17 protein-coding genes are annotated in these 14,832 nt (G+C 64.2%); 11 read left to right on the top strand and 6 right to left on the bottom strand.

Translation table 11 applies throughout. The annotated features are described in order from the left end of the window. Positions 1-20 precede the first annotated feature (20 nt). Positions 21-374 carry a hypothetical protein gene (locus tag PD284_RS11300; RefSeq protein WP_274628298.1) on the top strand — a complete coding sequence of 118 codons (354 nt, stop codon included), beginning with the start codon at positions 21-23 and terminating at the stop codon, positions 372-374. A gap of 38 nt (positions 375-412) precedes the next feature. Here PD284_RS11300 and PD284_RS11305 read toward each other — a convergent pair whose 3' ends face one another. Then, the gene (locus PD284_RS11305; RefSeq protein WP_274628299.1) at positions 413-844 is read right to left on the bottom strand and encodes a cupin domain-containing protein; all 432 of its coding nucleotides are present in this window, start codon (positions 842-844) and stop codon (positions 413-415) included. 121 nt (positions 845-965) lie between these two features. On the opposite strand from PD284_RS11305, the gene PD284_RS11310 reads away from it, so the two are divergent. The 8 genes from PD284_RS11310 (at position 966) to PD284_RS11345 (ending at position 6,308) form a co-directional block, all read left to right on the top strand. Next, positions 966-1,757 carry an ABC transporter ATP-binding protein gene (locus tag PD284_RS11310; protein WP_274628300.1) on the top strand — a complete coding sequence of 264 codons (792 nt, stop codon included), beginning with the start codon at positions 966-968 and terminating at the stop codon, positions 1,755-1,757. Between the two features lie 3 nt (positions 1,758-1,760). After that, a complete protein-coding gene (locus PD284_RS11315; protein WP_274628301.1) occupies positions 1,761-2,096 on the top strand; it encodes a hypothetical protein in 336 nt (111 codons plus the stop codon). After that, positions 2,096-2,974 (top strand): ABC transporter permease, encoded by an 879-nt coding sequence (locus PD284_RS11320; RefSeq protein WP_274630606.1) that lies wholly within the window; start codon positions 2,096-2,098, stop codon positions 2,972-2,974. Before PD284_RS11315 ends, PD284_RS11320 begins: the two co-directional genes overlap by 1 nt. After that, positions 2,971-4,125, top strand: a complete 1,155-nt coding sequence (locus tag PD284_RS11325) for an ABC transporter permease (protein ID WP_274628302.1) — start codon at positions 2,971-2,973, stop codon at positions 4,123-4,125. Before PD284_RS11320 ends, PD284_RS11325 begins: the two co-directional genes overlap by 4 nt. A gap of 23 nt (positions 4,126-4,148) precedes the next feature. After that, entirely contained in the window at positions 4,149-5,120 is a 972-nt protein-coding gene (locus tag PD284_RS11330) for an ABC transporter substrate-binding protein (RefSeq protein ID WP_274628303.1), read from the top strand. 153 nt (positions 5,121-5,273) lie between these two features. Further along, positions 5,274-5,717, top strand: a complete 444-nt coding sequence (locus PD284_RS11335; protein ID WP_274628304.1) for a CHRD domain-containing protein — start codon at positions 5,274-5,276, stop codon at positions 5,715-5,717. 113 nt (positions 5,718-5,830) lie between these two features. After that, entirely contained in the window at positions 5,831-6,058 is a 228-nt protein-coding gene (gene relB / locus PD284_RS11340) for a type II toxin-antitoxin system RelB family antitoxin (protein ID WP_274628305.1), read from the top strand. Then, positions 6,042-6,308: a type II toxin-antitoxin system RelE family toxin gene (locus PD284_RS11345; RefSeq protein WP_274628306.1), complete on the top strand. Its 267-nt coding sequence runs from the start codon at positions 6,042-6,044 to the stop codon at positions 6,306-6,308. Before relB ends, PD284_RS11345 begins: the two co-directional genes overlap by 17 nt. A gap of 140 nt (positions 6,309-6,448) precedes the next feature. Here PD284_RS11345 and PD284_RS11350 read toward each other — a convergent pair whose 3' ends face one another. The 5 genes from PD284_RS11350 to PD284_RS11370 form a co-directional block, all read right to left on the bottom strand. Then, positions 6,449-7,351: an NAD(P)/FAD-dependent oxidoreductase gene (locus PD284_RS11350; protein WP_274628307.1), complete on the bottom strand. Its 903-nt coding sequence runs from the start codon at positions 7,349-7,351 to the stop codon at positions 6,449-6,451. Between the two features lie 3 nt (positions 7,352-7,354). After that, complete coding sequence (locus PD284_RS11355; protein ID WP_274628308.1) at positions 7,355-7,795, bottom strand: Rrf2 family transcriptional regulator; 441 nt, start codon at positions 7,793-7,795, stop codon at positions 7,355-7,357. 91 nt (positions 7,796-7,886) lie between these two features. After that, positions 7,887-9,536: a thiamine pyrophosphate-binding protein gene (locus PD284_RS11360; protein WP_274630607.1), complete on the bottom strand. Its 1,650-nt coding sequence runs from the start codon at positions 9,534-9,536 to the stop codon at positions 7,887-7,889. Continuing rightward, positions 9,536-10,708, bottom strand: a complete 1,173-nt coding sequence (locus PD284_RS11365) for a CaiB/BaiF CoA transferase family protein (protein WP_274628309.1) — start codon at positions 10,706-10,708, stop codon at positions 9,536-9,538. The genes PD284_RS11360 and PD284_RS11365 overlap by 1 nt, the downstream gene beginning before the upstream one ends. 79 nt (positions 10,709-10,787) lie before the next feature. Next, on the bottom strand, positions 10,788-11,768 hold the full coding sequence (locus tag PD284_RS11370; protein WP_274628310.1) for an alpha/beta fold hydrolase: 981 nt from the start codon (positions 11,766-11,768) through the stop codon (positions 10,788-10,790). A 98-nt stretch (positions 11,769-11,866) separates the two neighbouring features. On the opposite strand from PD284_RS11370, the gene ettA reads away from it, so the two are divergent. Together ettA and PD284_RS11380 are read left to right on the top strand one after the other, a co-directional pair. Then, positions 11,867-13,516, top strand: coding sequence for an energy-dependent translational throttle protein EttA (gene ettA, locus PD284_RS11375; protein WP_274628311.1), 1,650 nt, complete (start codon positions 11,867-11,869; stop codon positions 13,514-13,516). Positions 13,517-13,690: 174 nt separating this feature from the next. Next, the gene (locus PD284_RS11380) at positions 13,691-14,773 is read left to right on the top strand and encodes a DUF930 domain-containing protein (protein ID WP_274628312.1); all 1,083 of its coding nucleotides are present in this window, start codon (positions 13,691-13,693) and stop codon (positions 14,771-14,773) included. Positions 14,774-14,832: the final 59 nt, after the last annotated feature.

Here is a 14,832-nt window from a genome sequence, read left to right on the forward strand (position 1 = left end):
ATGTTCCTGGCCGAATACTCGTGACTTTCTTGCTTTTCTCACCGACGCTTGCATCTGCCGAGCAGCTTGCGCTCGACGGCGTCTGGGGCAACGAGACTGGCTGCAAGTACGCCAGGGAGGGCATGGGCGAGGACGACAGCTTCATCACCCTCAAGGCCGACGGCCTGGAAAGCTATGGCACCGGCTGCGAATGGGTGAAGGTCTTTGCGGGCAAGAGCGGCGCGCAGGTCGCCATCGGGCTGTGCGGCTACGAAGGCGAGAGCGGGCTGGGTTCGGAAACCTTCGTCATCGCCAGGGACATGGGCGACCCGGCGCAGATCAACATCTACGCCAACAGCGGAGAGGTGTGGGGCGAGGTCCGCAAGTGCCGATGAGCGGACTGTGCAGCGGATCGCTGGATGCGATGCAGCCGCTAGGAACGATCAGGCGTGCGACTGGCGAAAAGGTCGTCCAGTTCCGGCAAGAGCACGACGCTTTCCTGTTCGTTGGGATCGGTGCGGGCGATCACCGCCGAGGCCGCTTCTCCGGAGAGGTTGGCCGGCAGGTGCGGCAGCCCGGGGGGAATGTAGAAAAGATCGCCGGCGCGGGCGACGAGCACATGCTCGAGCCGGTCGCCGTACCAGGTGTGGACCTCGCCCGACAGCACGTAGATCGCGGTTTCGTGGCTGGCGTGAAGATGCGCCTTGGCGCGGGCACCGGGTGGCATGGTAAGAAGGTGCATGCAGATGCCGGTCGAACCGACCGTCTCCGCGGCAATCCCTGCGAAGTAGCTCAGCCCCTGCTTGCCTTGATAGGCACTGTCGGGCCGGATGAGACGGCAGGTGGGCTTCGATGAGGCGGTCATAGAGCGGTCTCTCGGCAGGGAACTGTCGGGCAGGGAGGGAACAAGTGGAAATCAAGACAGCGTCAAGATCAATCGGATTTGCCCTGCGGGTGCGTCTGAAAAGCATGGCTGGCGGGACACGATGAGCGCAGCGTCGCCAGCCGTCGTTTCGGCAAGCAAGCTCGGCCTCACCTTCGAAACCAGCGATGGTCCGGTGCAGGCGCTGTCGGATGTCGACCTGACCATCGGAAAAGGCGAGTTCGTCTCGTTCATCGGCCCGTCGGGGTGCGGCAAGACCACCTTTCTGCGGGTCATTGCGGACCTCGAGCAGCCGACGGCGGGCTCGATCCTGGTCAATGGCATGACGCCCCAACAGGCGCGCGAGGCGAGGGCTTATGGCTATGTCTTCCAGGCCGCGGCGCTCTACCCCTGGCGGACGATCGAGCGCAACGTCGCGCTGCCGCTGGAGATCATGGGCTATCCCAAGGCGGAGCAGCGCGAGCGCATCCGCCGCACACTGGAGCTGGTCAACCTCATCGGCTTCGAGAAGAAGTATCCCTGGCAGCTTTCGGGCGGCATGCAGCAGCGCGCCTCGATCGCGCGAGCGCTGGCCTTCGATGCGGACCTGCTACTGATGGACGAGCCATTCGGCGCGCTGGACGAGATCGTACGCGACCATCTCAACAAGCAACTGCTGGAGTTGTGGGCGCGCACCGACAAGACGATCTGCTTCGTCACGCACTCGATCCCCGAGGCCGTCTACCTGTCGACGCGCATCGTCGTCATGTCGCCGCGGCCCGGCCGGGTGACCGACGTCATCGAGTCGACGCTGCCGCGCGAGCGACCGCTCGACATCCGCGAGACGCCGGAATTCCTGGAGATCGCCGCTCGCGTCCGCGACGGCCTGAGGGCAGGGCACAGCTATGAGGACTAGCTAGTGGAGGATTCAAGCCAAAGGGTCGCAAGGATACTTGCTACTTGCGACGCCAATTCCGAATTTCCGATTGTTGTTGATTTGGTTCTTGTTGGAGACCGCATTAAGTCGAGTATGCTGTTCTTTGGCATCTACGGGAAATTCACATCCGAACACTTCCCGTTCGTCATGAAAGCCGACGGCACGTTGGATTTTGGACATGACTACGCCGAAGACCGGTACATGAAGTGCACGATGCGTGATCGAGAGATTGTCTTTGGTCAATACTTTACTTTGGAGGGCGCGACACAAGACGGACCAGGTACATATCGCATCGCCAAAATTGAGCGCCTGATATGATAGGTCATTTCCGCGAAAAGATCTGGCCGGTCACCGCGATCCTCATTGTGCTGGTCGCTGTCTGGTACGTCGGCGCCGTCTACATGAACGCGCCGTTCCAGCGCGACCTCAACAAGCGCTCCGGTGCGGCGCCCGGCGCGATCGAGTTCATCGAGCAGACCTTGTCCCAGCCGAAGCCGACGGTGCCGGCGCCGCATCAGGTGGCGGTCAACGTCTTCGAGAACACGTTCCTGCGCAAGGTCAGCAGCAACCGCAGCCTGGTCTATCATTCCTGGGTGACGCTCTCCTCGACCGTTCTCGGCTTCGCCTTCGGGACCGCTCTCGGCATCCTGATCGCCGTCGGCATCGTCCACATCAAGGCCCTGGATCGCAGTGTGATGCCATGGATCATCGCCTCGCAGACGATTCCCATCCTGGCGATCGCGCCGATGATCGTGGTGGTGCTTGCCGCGATCAACGTCACCGGCATCATTCCGAAGGCGCTGATCTCGACCTACCTTTCGTTCTTCCCGGTCACGGTTGGCATGGTGAAGGGACTGCGCTCGCCAGAGATCATGCATCTGGATCTGATGCGGACCTATAACGCCAGCCGCTCGCAGATATTCTGGAAGCTGCGCGTTCCTGCATCAGCGCCCTTCCTTTTCGCCTCGATGAAGGTCGCCATCGCCGCGAGTCTCGTCGGCGCAATCGTCGGCGAGCTGCCGACAGGTGCGGTGGCCGGCATCGGCTCCAAGCTGCTGGCAGGGGCCTATTACAGCCAGACCATCGACATCTGGGCGGCTCTTGTCGCCGGCTCCATCGTCGCCGCGCTTCTGGTGACGATCGTCGGGATCGCGGGTCGGCTTGTCGAACGCTCGATGGGGGCGAGGCCGTCATGAGCAGATGGAAGTTCTCATGGCAGGCGACGGCGGCGCTGCTGCTTTGCGTGGTCGCCTTCGCCATGCCGGCCATGAGCACGGCGGAGCTCGAAGCGCTCGCCAATCCCGCGGCGACGATCGACTATCCCTTCCTGGCGACGGCCGGCCTCATTCAGCTGGTGCTCATCGTCGGCGCTGCCGTGTCGATGTTGCGGCTTTCTCCAGGCCTCGAGGCGACGGTCCTTTTCGTCTCGGCCCATTGGGCGGCCTGGCTGCTGCTCAGCGGTATAGCGGGGTTCGAGGGAACGGCGCTGGCGCCGTTCTTCATGTTGCTCGCGGCCGCCTGGCTGCTGGCCTGGCGATGCGTCGTGGTTCTGTCGGGCATCACGCCCAGCTCGCGGCTCGCCAGGGCGATGCTGCGGCTGCTGATCCCGACCATCTTCGGCGTCTGGCTGCTGATCATCTGGGAGGCGGTGACGCGGGGCTTCGGCATTCCCTTCATCCTGCTGCCTCCGCCAAGCGCCATCGGCGCCCGCATCGCCAATTCCCTGCCGATCCTGGCAGCGGACGTGCGGCAGACCATCTTCAAGGCGGTGCTGATCGGCTATGCGATCGGTTGCGCCGCCGGCTTCGCGGTCGCCATCCTTGCCGACCGGTTCGGCTTCCTGCGCCGCGGCCTCATCCCGATCGGCAACATGGTGTCGGCGCTGCCGATCATCGGCGTCGCTCCGATCATGGTCATGTGGTTCGGCTTCGACTGGCAGTCCAAGGCGGCGGTCGTGGTCATCATGACCTTTTTCCCGATGCTGGTGAACACCGTGACCGGGCTCGCCGCTTCCGGCAGCATGGAGCGGGACCTGATGCGCACCTATGCGTCGTCCTACTGGCAGACCCTTTTCAAGCTCAGGTTGCCGGCCGCCGCGCCCTTCATCTTCAATGCGCTCAAGATCAACTCGACGCTGGCGCTGATCGGAGCCATCGTCGCCGAGTTCTTCGGGACGCCGGTGGTCGGCATGGGCTTCCGCATCTCGACGGAGGTCGGGCGGATGAACATCGACATGGTCTGGGCCGAAATCGCAGTTGCGGCGATTGCGGGTTCCGTCTTTTATGGCGTGGTCGCGCTCCTGGAGAGGGCCGCCACGTTCTGGCATCCGTCTGTCCGTGGGGGATAGACGTACTTCAGAGGGTAAATAAAATGAAGAAAACGATGATGGTTCTGATGGCGGGAGCCTTCTCGCTCGCCGCCGCCCAGGCGCTTGCCGCCGAAAAGGTCACTCTGCAGCTCAAGTGGGTCACGCAGGCCCAGTTCGCCGGTTACTACGTCGCCAAGGACAAGGGTTTTTACGAGGAGGAAGGCCTTGACGTCGAGATCAAGCCGGGCGGCCCCGACATTGCCCCGGAACAGGTGATCGCGGGCGGCGGCGCCGACGTGATCGTGACCTGGATGGCCGCCGGACTTGCGGCGCGCGACAAGGGCGTCAACCTCGTGAACATCGCCCAGCCGTTCAAGAAGGCCGGCATGGAACTGGTTTGCCCGAAAGACGGGCCGGTCAAGACCGAAGCCGACTTCAAGGGCAAGACGCTCGGCGTCTGGTTCTTCGGAAACGAGTATCCGTTCTTCGCATGGATGCACAAGCTCGGCCTCTCCACTGAAGGAGGAGCGGAGGGCGTCACCGTCCTGAAGCAGAGCTTCGATGTCCAGCCGCTGATCCAGAAGCAGGCCGACTGCATCTCGGTCATGACCTACAACGAATACTGGCAGCTGATCGACGCCGGCTACAAGCCGGAGGACCTGACCGTGTTCAACTACTCCGCCATGGGCGTCGACCTGCTCGAGGATGGCCTCTACGTCATGGAGGACAAGCTCAAGGACCCGGCCTTCGAGGAGAAGATGGTCAAGTTCGTCCGCGCCTCCATGAAGGGTTGGAAATACGCCACCGAGAATTCCGACGAAGCGGCCGAAATCGTCGTCGAGAACGGCGGCCAGGACGAAAACCACCAGAAGCGGATGATGGGCGAGGTGGCAAAGCTGATCGACAATGGCGACGGCAAGCTGATCGAGGCGGCCTACGAGCGCACCGAGAAAGCTCTGCTGGACCAGAAGATCATCTCCAAGGAGCCTTCCGGCGCCTGGACTTCGGCGATCACCGACAAGGCGGTCCAGTAGGCGGTCGGTCACCGGCACAGGTGAGGGGGCGGGCAACCGCCCCTTTCGCTGTCGAACCCGGTTTGCAGGAAGGATCGCCGCGCATTCTTCGTTGTTGTCTGCATATGAACCCGCCGTCGGATGCGACGGCCGGCAAATCGAGGAGGAGAGAAAATGCGCCCAACCATCGTCTATCCGAAGGCTGTCGCCATCGCGCTCGCCGTCGCACTTGGCTCCGCATGGCCAGCCCTGGCGGAAACCGTCAACCTGACCGCATCGCTCGACGGCGCTCAGCAGTCCCCGACGCTGAACATTCCCGGCAAGGGCTCGGCGCAGCTGACCTTCGACACCGATACAAGGAAGCTGGATTGGACTGTCGAATATTCGGACCTGAGCGGCCCGCCGGTGATGGCTCATTTCCACGGGCCCGCCGACAAGGGGCAGAACGCCGACGTTGCCGTCCCCTTCGAGGGAGACCTCGCCAGCCCAATCAAGGGCAGCGCCACCCTGACCGAGGCGCAGGCCGCCGACCTGCTGGCCGGAAAATACTACATCAACCTGCACACCGAGGCTCACAAGGGCGGCGAGATCCGCGGGCAGGTCGAGAAGACGATGTAGGGCGGGGAGAAACCGATTGCCTGTCGAGGGTGCACGACCGACTGCCGCATTTTTGCAAAGCTTCGGTTTTCGAGTATGCTCGACGGGTGATTGGACGTACCGCGGGTACAAGCATGCCGATATCCTTGGAACTCGAGCCGGCCCTCGAGCAGAAGCTGATGGCCCTGTCGGAGAGGACGGGCCGGACAACGACGGACTATCTGCGCGAAGCGATAGAGCGGGGGCTGCAGGACATCGAAGACATCGATCTCGCTGATGCGGCCATGGAACGTATCCGTTCAGGCGGCGAGCGGACCTACACTTCGGATGAAGTGAGGCGCGAGCTTGGCCTGGACGGTTGAATACAGCGAAGCCGCCAAACGAATCCTGAAGAAGCTTGATCGCCAGACAAGTCTGCGGATCCTCAACTTCCTCGATAAGCGCGTAGTTCGCGCCCAGGACCCGCGTTCATTCGGACATTCCCTGAAGGGGAAGCTGCGGGAGTACTGGCGATATAGGGTGGGTGACTATCGCATCATCTGCCACCTGCAGGACGACCGTCTGGTCGTCCTTGTGCTCGACATCGGCAATCGGCGCGATGTCTACCGCTGACAACGTGCAATCAAGATCGGTCTGGACCTTGAAAGGGACGTGCCACCGTCCCTCCTGCATCGTGGCATGTCCTGTTCCTGGGTCGTTGGAGGACCGAGGCGGAGTGGGTTGCCTGCGTCCGTCGGAAGGGGGCAGGGCGCCTAATGCGCATCGACCATGAGCGAGCGGTGCGCGGCCACGCCCGCCATGGCGCCGTCGGCGACCGCAAACGGTACGTTGCCGGCTGCGCGGGCCGCGTCGCCGCATGCGAAAACGCCGTCTATGCTCGTCGCCTTGGTCATGTCGGTCTTGACCACCGCGCCCAGCGGCCCTTCCTCGAAGGCGCATCCCAATTCGGCGGCAATGGGCGCTGCCGCCTCTGTCCGCGAGGCGACGAACAGCCCCGCAAAGGACTGCTGGCGACCATCGCGCAATCGCACCACGATACCGCCGCCCTCGGAGTCGCTCACCCCTGCCACCGGCGCCGCTTCCAGCGCCACCCCACGCCTCTGCAGAACCGCCCTTTGCTCGGGGTCCGGATCGAACGCTTCGTTCGTGAACAGCGTCGTGGGCGCCCAATCCGGCAGCATCGTCGCGTGGTGCATGGAGATGGCTCCGACGGCGAGCACGGCGATCGGACCCGCGCCCAGTTCGTAGCCGTGGCAATAGGGGCAGTGAAAGACCGTGCGGCCCCAACGTTCCTGAAGCCCCGGCACGGCCGGCAGGTGATCAACCACGCCCGTCGCGAGGATCAATCGCTTCGCCGTCGTTTCGCGAGTGTTCTCAATCGCAACCGAAAATCCGCCATCATGCCGTCTGGCGGTTGTCGCCTTGTCGTCGAGGAAGGACACGGTCGGATAAGCGGCGAGCTGATGCCGCGCCTTCAGGAGAATCTGCCGGGGAGGTTCACCGTCCTGCGCAAGGAAGCCATGGGAGGCCGACGCGAACCGGTTCCGCGGCATTCCTGAATCGACGACCAGCACTTTGCGCCGGGCGCGGGCGAGTTGTGTCGCCGCCGAAAGACCGGCGAAGCTGCCGCCGATGACGATAGCATCAAAATCCATGGATCAGTTGTCCTTTCGTCCTGCAAGTCGCTTCTCGAAGTCCGCGGCAAGGTCGGAGAGCTTGATGGCCCGCATCCGTTCGAGTAGCCGGGCCTCTGCGTCCCGGCGCTCCGCCTCAAGGGCCGTGTCGACGGCCTGTTCGAGCAGGCAGACGGATTGTGGCGCGAGGCCACCGCCGAAGCCGAAGAGATCGGGGCGGCCGAGCGCGGCATAGATGTCGAACAGGGAAATCTCGGACAACTGCCTCGTCAGCGACCAGCCGCCGTGATGGCCTTTCGCGGCCGCAACGATGCCGGCCTCTCTCAGGCCCGCCATCGTGCGCCGGACCACGACGGGGTTCGTGTGCATGCAGGAGGCGAGCGCCTCCGACGTCATCGGACCATCGCTCTCGGCGATGTGCAGGACGGCATGGAGAATGGCGGAAAGGCGATTGTCACGCTTCATGTAACTATAATTGTTACATGAGAGGTGGCATTTCAAGATAGAGGAGAAATTTTCCTCATGCGGATACGCGCGGATGCTTGGGGAGAAGCGCTTAGCGCTTCTCCCGGATGTCCGTCAGCGTCCTGGCGGGCGTGATCGCCTCCGGGTCCAGCTTGATCTCGATGATGGCCGGCTTGCCCGATGCCCTGGCGCGTTCGAAGGCGGGGGCGAAGTCGGCCGTCTTCTCCACTGTCTCCCCGTGCCCGCCATAGGCGCGCGCCCAGGCCGCGAAGTCGGGATTGACCAGGTCCGTGCCGCTGACGCGCCCGGGGAACTCGCGTTCCTGATGCATGCGGATCGTGCCGTAGATGCCGTTGTTGACCACGATCACGATGATCGGCAGGCCGTACTGGATCGCCGTTCCGAATTCCTGGCCGTTCATCTGGAAGCAGCCGTCGCCGGCGAAGGCGACGACCGTGCGCTCGGGGTAGATGGCCTTGGCTGCGACGGCGGCGGGCGTGCCGTAGCCCATCGAGCCGGAGGTCGGAGCGGCTTGCGTGGCAAAACGGCGGAAGCGGCGGAAACGATGGATCCAGGTGGCGTAGTTGCCGGCGCCGTTGGCGATGATCGCTTCATCGGGCAACGCCTCGTTGAGCCAGGTCATGATCGGTCCCATCTGTACGTCGCCGGGTCCATTCTCCGGCGGTGTCGACCAGGCAAGATAGCTCGCGTGGAGCTCGGCGGTGCGATCCTGCCAGGCCGGAGGTGCCTTGGGCGCGCGCCCGGCAAAGGCGGCCGCAAAGGCAGCGGGCGTCGCGTTGATGGCGAGCGTCGGCCGATAGACGCGACCAAGTTCGTTGGCGTCCGCGTGGATATGCACCAGCTTCTGGTCTGGATACGGGCTCTTCAGCAGCGTGTAGTCCGACGACGGCATCTCGCCGAAACGACCGCCGATCAGCAGCACGAGGTCGGCGTCCTTGATCGCCGCCGCGAGCTTGGGATTGGGGCCGATGCCGACGTCGCCCGCGTAGCAGGGGTGAAGGTGGTCGAAAAGCATCTGCCGCCTGAAGGAGCAGCCGACCGGCAGCGCCCAGCTTTCCGCCGAACGCTGGAACGTTGCGACGGCGTCTTGGTCCCAGCGCGAGCCGCCGAGGATGACGAAAGGCCGCTCGGCCTTGGCGAGCAATGCTTCGAGCGCTTGCATCTCCTCTTCGCCGGGCCGCGTCTCGACTGGCGTGAAGGGCAGGGCGGCGGGAGCATCGGCCTCGGACATCAGCATGTCTTCCGGCAGCGACACGACCACGGGTCCGGGCCTTCCAGACGTGGCTACCGAGAAGGCGCGGCCGACCAGTTCGGGGACGCGCTCGGCGCGGTCGATCTCGACCACCCACTTCGCGATGTCGCCGTAGAAGCGCTTGTAGTTCACCTCCTGGAACGCCTCGCGCTCCCGCGCATGGCCGCCGATCTGGCCAATGAAGAGGATCATCGGCGAGGAGTCCTGCATGGCGATGTGGACGCCGGCGGACGCATTGGTGGCGCCGGGGCCGCGGGTGACGAAGCAGATGCCGGGGCGGCCGGTGAGCCGCCCCTCGCAGTCGGCCATCATCGCGGCGCCGCCTTCCTGGCGGCAGACGATCGTCTTGATTGCTGAGTCGTGCAGCGCGTCGAGCACGGCAAGGTAGCTTTCGCCCGGGACGCAGAAGATGCGCTCGACGCCATTCGCCTCCAGCGCTTCGACAATCAGCTTGCCGCCGTTTCGCATCATGCCTTCTCCTCCAGTTCGGCAAGGATTTCCGCCGTGTGCTCGCCGAGCCGCGGCGAGGGGCGCTCATAGGCGAGCGGCGTTTCCGACATGATCATCGGAGCACGCACCGAAGGCAGCATGTTGCCGCGCCCGTCGTCGAGATCCATGCGCATGCCCCGCGCGACGGCCTGCGGATCAGCGAACATCTCGCCGATCGTGTTGATGGGGCTGGCCGGCACGCCGGTTTGTTCGAGACTGGCGAGCAGCGCGGCGCGGGGCCAGTCCTTCAGCGCCTCGACGATGCGCTCCCGCAGCGCGGTCCTGTTCGTCACCCGCGCCGGGTTGGTCGCAAATTCCGGCTGGGTCGTGAGGTCGTCCAGCCCAACAATGGCGCAGAACTTCTTGAACTGCCCGTCATTGCCCACGGCAAGGATGATGTGGCCGTCCTTCACCGGCAGCACTTCATAGGGTGCGATGTTCATGTGGGCGTTGCCCATCTGGATGGGCGAATTGCCCGAGACCAGGTAATTGAGGTTCTGGTTGCCGAGGATCGAGATCTGGGAATCGAACAGCGCCATGTCGATGTGCTGGCCCTGTCCGGTCGTCTCGGCGTGGCGCAGGGCGGCCTGGATGGCGATGACGGAATAGAGGCCGGTGAAGATGTCGGCGATGGCGACGCCCGCCTTCTGCGGCTCGCGACCGGGCTCGCCGGTGATGGACATCATGCCGGCCATGCCCTGGATGATGAAGTCGTATCCGGCGCGCGGCGCGTAGGGACCCGTCTGTCCGAACCCGGTGATCGAGCAGTAGACGAGCCTGGGATTGATCTTGCGCAGGCTCTCGTAGTCGAGCCCGTATTTCTTGAGGCCGCCAAGCTTGAAGTTCTCGATCAGGACGTCGGCTGTCGCGACGAGCTTTTTCACCGTCTCTGCGCCCTCTGGCGTGGAGAAATCGATTGCAATCGAGCGCTTGCCGCGGTTGCACGCATGATAGTAGGCGGCCGAGAGGTTCTCGCCGTCATGGCTCATGGCGAAGGGCGGGCCCCATTTGCGCGTGTCGTCGCCGCCATCGGGGTTCTCCACCTTGATGACGTCGGCTCCGAGATCGGCCAGCATCTGGCCGGCCCATGGACCGGCGAGGATGCGCGCGAGTTCGATGACACGGATGCCCTTGAGCGGCGCTTCAGACATAGGAAGGAACAGTCCCGATTGATGGAGGCCGTTGACTAGCAAAACCGCCTGTCTCTGTCACCGCCGCAGCGGGTCGCGGTCAAGCCCCTGCGCTACCGGACAGCCGGCCAGGCTCGGATCCGGTTGCTTCCGGTCGGCACACCTTGTCCAGCCAGTCGGCGAAGTCGGCCATGATGATGTCCCGATTCAACTCGTTCAGGGATTCGTGCCGGGTTTGCGGGTAAATCCTTGAAACCAGATTCGAAAAGCCCATTCGCTCCAGCCGTTTCGCGAAGGCTGTGATCGCCTTGCCCCCGTCGCTGCCGGGATCGTGTTCGCCACCGACGAGATTGATCGGGAGATCGCGGCGGATGCGGGAGAAGTTGCGATCGTCGGCGCCGGCGAAGACGAAGCGAAACACATCCAGCCACATCGATACCGAAGCATCCCAGCCGCACAGCGGATCGGCGATGTATTTCTCCACCTCGGCCGGATCGCGCGACAGCCAGTCGAATGGCGTACGGTGGCCCGGCACCTTACGCCCCCAATCCTGGAACGTGAGCCGGGGGAGCACGCGCGAGGGCACGTCGGAGCCCAGGCGGAATCTCTCCCAGGCCAGCACCGCCTGCGCCACGCGCCCCATGACGTCTGCGGAAAAATTGGCGTTCCAGATCGCTGCGGCATGCGCGCGGTCGGAATGCCGGATCAGGAAGCTTGTCGCCACGAGGCCACCCATCGAATGTCCGAAGACGATCACCGGCAGGCCGGGGTGGTCCTCGGCGATGCGGTCGTGGACAGCGGCGATGTCGGCAACCACCTGCGCGTCGCCGTTGGCTGCCGCAAACCGCCCGAGCGGCGCGTCCTGTGCTTTCGTGTGGCCGTGGCCGCGATGGTCGTGCGCGTAGGAATGGTAACCGCGGCCGGCGAGGTAGTCCGCGAAGCGGGCGTAGCGGGCGGCGTGCTCGGCAAGCCCGTGGTTGATCTGCACCACGCCGCGCGCAGGACGATCAGTCTTTCGTACATAGAGATTGAGCTCAGCCCCCGTCGTCGAAACGAGCCCGAACTGATGGTCGAAACCCATGCGATGCCCCCTGCGCGCACAAACCCGATTGCCGTTTCGGCCCGCCTCGCCTAAATAGCCGACAATTTCTCCGTTCATCGAAGACAGGAATAGCGCGCGTGGCACGCCAGTTCATCTATCACATGTCGGGTCTGAACAAGGCCTACGGCACCAAGAAGGTGCTCGAAAACCTTCACCTTTCCTTCTACCCGGACGCAAAGATCGGCATCCTGGGGCCGAACGGCGCCGGCAAGTCGACCGTGCTGAAGATCATGGCCGGCATCGACAAGGAATTCTCCGGCGAAGCCTGGCTCGCCGAGGGCGCCACAGTCGGCTATCTGGCGCAGGAGCCGCAACTCGACGCGACGAAGAACGTGTTCGAGAACATCATGGAGGGTCTGGGCAAGAAGACCGCCATCATCGAGCGCTACAACGAGCTGATGATGAACTACTCCGACGAGACGGCAGACGAGTCGGCAAGGCTCCAGGACGAGATGGATCGTCTCAACTTGTGGGATCTCGAGCAGCAGGTCGAGATGGCGATGGAAGCGCTGGCCTGCCCGCCGAAGGACGCCGACGTGACCACGCTTTCGGGCGGCGAGCGCCGGCGCGTGGCGCTGTGCAAGCTGCTTCTGTCCGAGCCGGACCTTCTCCTTCTCGACGAGCCGACCAACCATCTGGACGCCGAGACCACCGCGTGGCTTGAAAAGCATCTGCGCGCCTACAAGGGCGCCGTGCTGCTCATCACCCACGACCGCTACTTCCTCGACAACGTCACCGGCTGGATCCTCGAACTCGACCGTGGCCGCGGCATTCCCTACGAGGGGAACTACACCGCCTACCTCGAAGCCAAGGCCAAGCGCCTCAAGCAGGAGGGTCGCGAGGACGACGCCCGCCAGCGGGCGATCTCGCGCGAGCGCGAGTGGATCGCGTCGAGCCCCAAGGCCCGCCAGACCAAGTCGAAGGCCCGCATCAAGGCCTTCGAGGAACTGCTTGATCAGGCGGACAAGCGGCGTCCGACCGACACCCAGATCGTCATCCCGCACGGCGAGCGCCTGGGCAACGTCGTCATCGAGGTCGAAGACATCGACAAGGGCTTTGGCGACCAACTCCTCATAGAGGACCTGTCGTTCAAGCTGCCGCCCGGCGGCATCGTGGGCGTCATCGGCCCGAACGGCGCCGGCAAGACGACGCTGTTCAAGATGATCACCGGCCAGGAGAAGCCCGACGCCGGCTCGATCCGCATCGGCGAGACGGTCAAGCTCGGCTATGTCGACCAGAGCCGCGATGCGCTGGACCCGAACAAGACCGTGTGGGAGGAGATCTCCGGCGGCGCAGAGGTCGTAAAACTCGGAAAATTCGAGGCCAACACCCGCGCCTATTGCTCGTCCTTCAACTTCCGCGGCGGCGACCAGCAGCAGAAGGTCGGCAATCTCTCCGGCGGCCAGCGCAACCGCGTGCACCTCGCAAAGATGCTGAAGACCGGCGGCAACGTGCTGCTGCTCGACGAGCCGACCAACGACCTCGACACCGAGACGCTGGCTGCGCTGGAAGACGCCCTCGAGAGCTATGCCGGCTGCGCCGTGATCATCAGCCACGATCGTATGTTCCTCGATCGCCTGGCGACGCACATCCTGGCGTTCGAGGGCGACAGTCATGTCGAGTGGTTCGAAGGCAACTTCGAGGACTACGAGAAGGACAAGATCCGTCGCCTCGGACCGGATGCGATCAACCCGCACCGCATGACCTACAAGCGTCTGACGCGGTAGGCTGGGCATTTCCGGGGCGGCATCGCTGCCCCGGGGCCGGATACCTTGAGATCCGGATGCGAACTCCGGACGCATGGGGGGCGGCATGGTTGAACCGTGCCGGCTGCGGGCGTCGCAAGTGAACGCTTGATGCCGCCGACGATTCGTCCCACATCGGGTCCGATGAAGGATGACATGAGAGACCAGCCTCGGCGGCTCGGAGCGGCATTGCCTGCCTCTCTCGTCCTGCATCTGCTGGTCATCGCATTTCTGCTGTTCGAACTGCCGATATCGCTCCCGCAGCCGCAGCAGGAGGAGACGATATCGGTGGATCTGGTGCCGCCGCCCGAAGCGCCGGAAGAAGCCAAGGCCGAACCGCCGCCTGCGCCGGAACCCGAGGCGGAGAAACCGCCCGAGCCGGAGCCGGAGCCGCAAACGCCGCCGCCGGCGAGCAGCGCCGAGCAGCAGCCCTTGCCGTCCCTGAGACCCGTCTTCCAGTTCGGTGAAAGGGATGCAGGTCCGCGCGAGTCCCTGGAGGGCAACAGCGCGCAGGACGGTTCGGGGCCTCCGGTCCCCGAGCCCGAAGAAGCGGAGCTTGCGGAAGGACCGCCCGACCAGCCTGTCGAAGCCTCCGAGAAACCCGCGGAGACACCCGAGACGCCGGTCAAGGCAGAAGAACAGGCGGCCCAGCCCGAGGAAGCCGAGACGGCGGCATCCGAGTCGGCTGGCGCAACGGCGAACGAGAGCGGTGACGACGGTTCGGCGTCACTGGACGTCTTGCATGACCCGCAACTGGATCCTGCGGCGCAACTGCCAGCCCCCACGGACAACGAAGAGATCGACGTTGCGCTGCCCAAAGAAGCCGAAAGGCCGATGCCGAGGCCGGCGAATCCTGCCGCGCCAAGAGGTGGTTCGAAGCTTCAGGAAGCCGAGAGGCTGTTCTCGCAATCGACAATCCCCGCTCGGATCGCCACGACTGCGATGGGCGGCTTGCCGCGCGAGGTGCGGGGCACGCAGCTCTGCGTCACGGAGTTGCGCGAACAGTTGCGCAACGCGTCGCCCCCCTATTTTCCGGATCTCCTGCCTTCCTATCCATTGGGACCCGGCACCGTGCTTGACGTTTCGGAAGCAGCCTTCCGCGTCAGCGGACAGTGGTTCAATCTGAGCTTTCGCTGCACGGTCGACAAGGACGCCACGAAAGTCGTCTCCTTCGCCTTCCATGTCGGCGAGCCGATTCCGCGCAGCCAATGGGCCCGTCGTGAGCTGCCCTCGCAATAGTAAGGGCACGATCTGGCGCACACGCTGCAACACCGGGCTTGCAGCGCTGCGCAATCCCG

Origin of the sequence: Mesorhizobium shangrilense (genome assembly GCF_028826155.1) — a bacterium.
In the GTDB taxonomy this organism is placed as follows: domain Bacteria; phylum Pseudomonadota; class Alphaproteobacteria; order Rhizobiales; family Rhizobiaceae; genus Arvimicrobium; species Arvimicrobium flavum.

Coding starts and splice junctions, on each gene's coding strand:
- PD284_RS11305 (WP_274628299.1), bottom strand. CDS start 844: ATGACCGCCTCATCGAAGCCCACCTGCCGTCTCATCCGGCCCGACAGT.
- PD284_RS11310 (WP_274628300.1), top strand. CDS start 966: ATGAGCGCAGCGTCGCCAGCCGTCGTTTCGGCAAGCAAGCTCGGCCTC.
- PD284_RS11325 (WP_274628302.1), top strand. CDS start 2,971: ATGAGCAGATGGAAGTTCTCATGGCAGGCGACGGCGGCGCTGCTGCTT.
- PD284_RS11330 (WP_274628303.1), top strand. CDS start 4,149: ATGAAGAAAACGATGATGGTTCTGATGGCGGGAGCCTTCTCGCTCGCC.
- PD284_RS11335 (WP_274628304.1), top strand. CDS start 5,274: ATGCGCCCAACCATCGTCTATCCGAAGGCTGTCGCCATCGCGCTCGCC.
- relB (WP_274628305.1), top strand. CDS start 5,831: ATGCCGATATCCTTGGAACTCGAGCCGGCCCTCGAGCAGAAGCTGATG.
- PD284_RS11350 (WP_274628307.1), bottom strand. CDS start 7,351: ATGGATTTTGATGCTATCGTCATCGGCGGCAGCTTCGCCGGTCTTTCG.
- PD284_RS11355 (WP_274628308.1), bottom strand. CDS start 7,795: ATGAAGCGTGACAATCGCCTTTCCGCCATTCTCCATGCCGTCCTGCAC.
- PD284_RS11360 (WP_274630607.1), bottom strand. CDS start 9,536: ATGCGAAACGGCGGCAAGCTGATTGTCGAAGCGCTGGAGGCGAATGGC.
- PD284_RS11365 (WP_274628309.1), bottom strand. CDS start 10,708: ATGTCTGAAGCGCCGCTCAAGGGCATCCGTGTCATCGAACTCGCGCGC.
- PD284_RS11370 (WP_274628310.1), bottom strand. CDS start 11,768: ATGGGTTTCGACCATCAGTTCGGGCTCGTTTCGACGACGGGGGCTGAG.
- PD284_RS11380 (WP_274628312.1), top strand. CDS start 13,691: ATGAGAGACCAGCCTCGGCGGCTCGGAGCGGCATTGCCTGCCTCTCTC.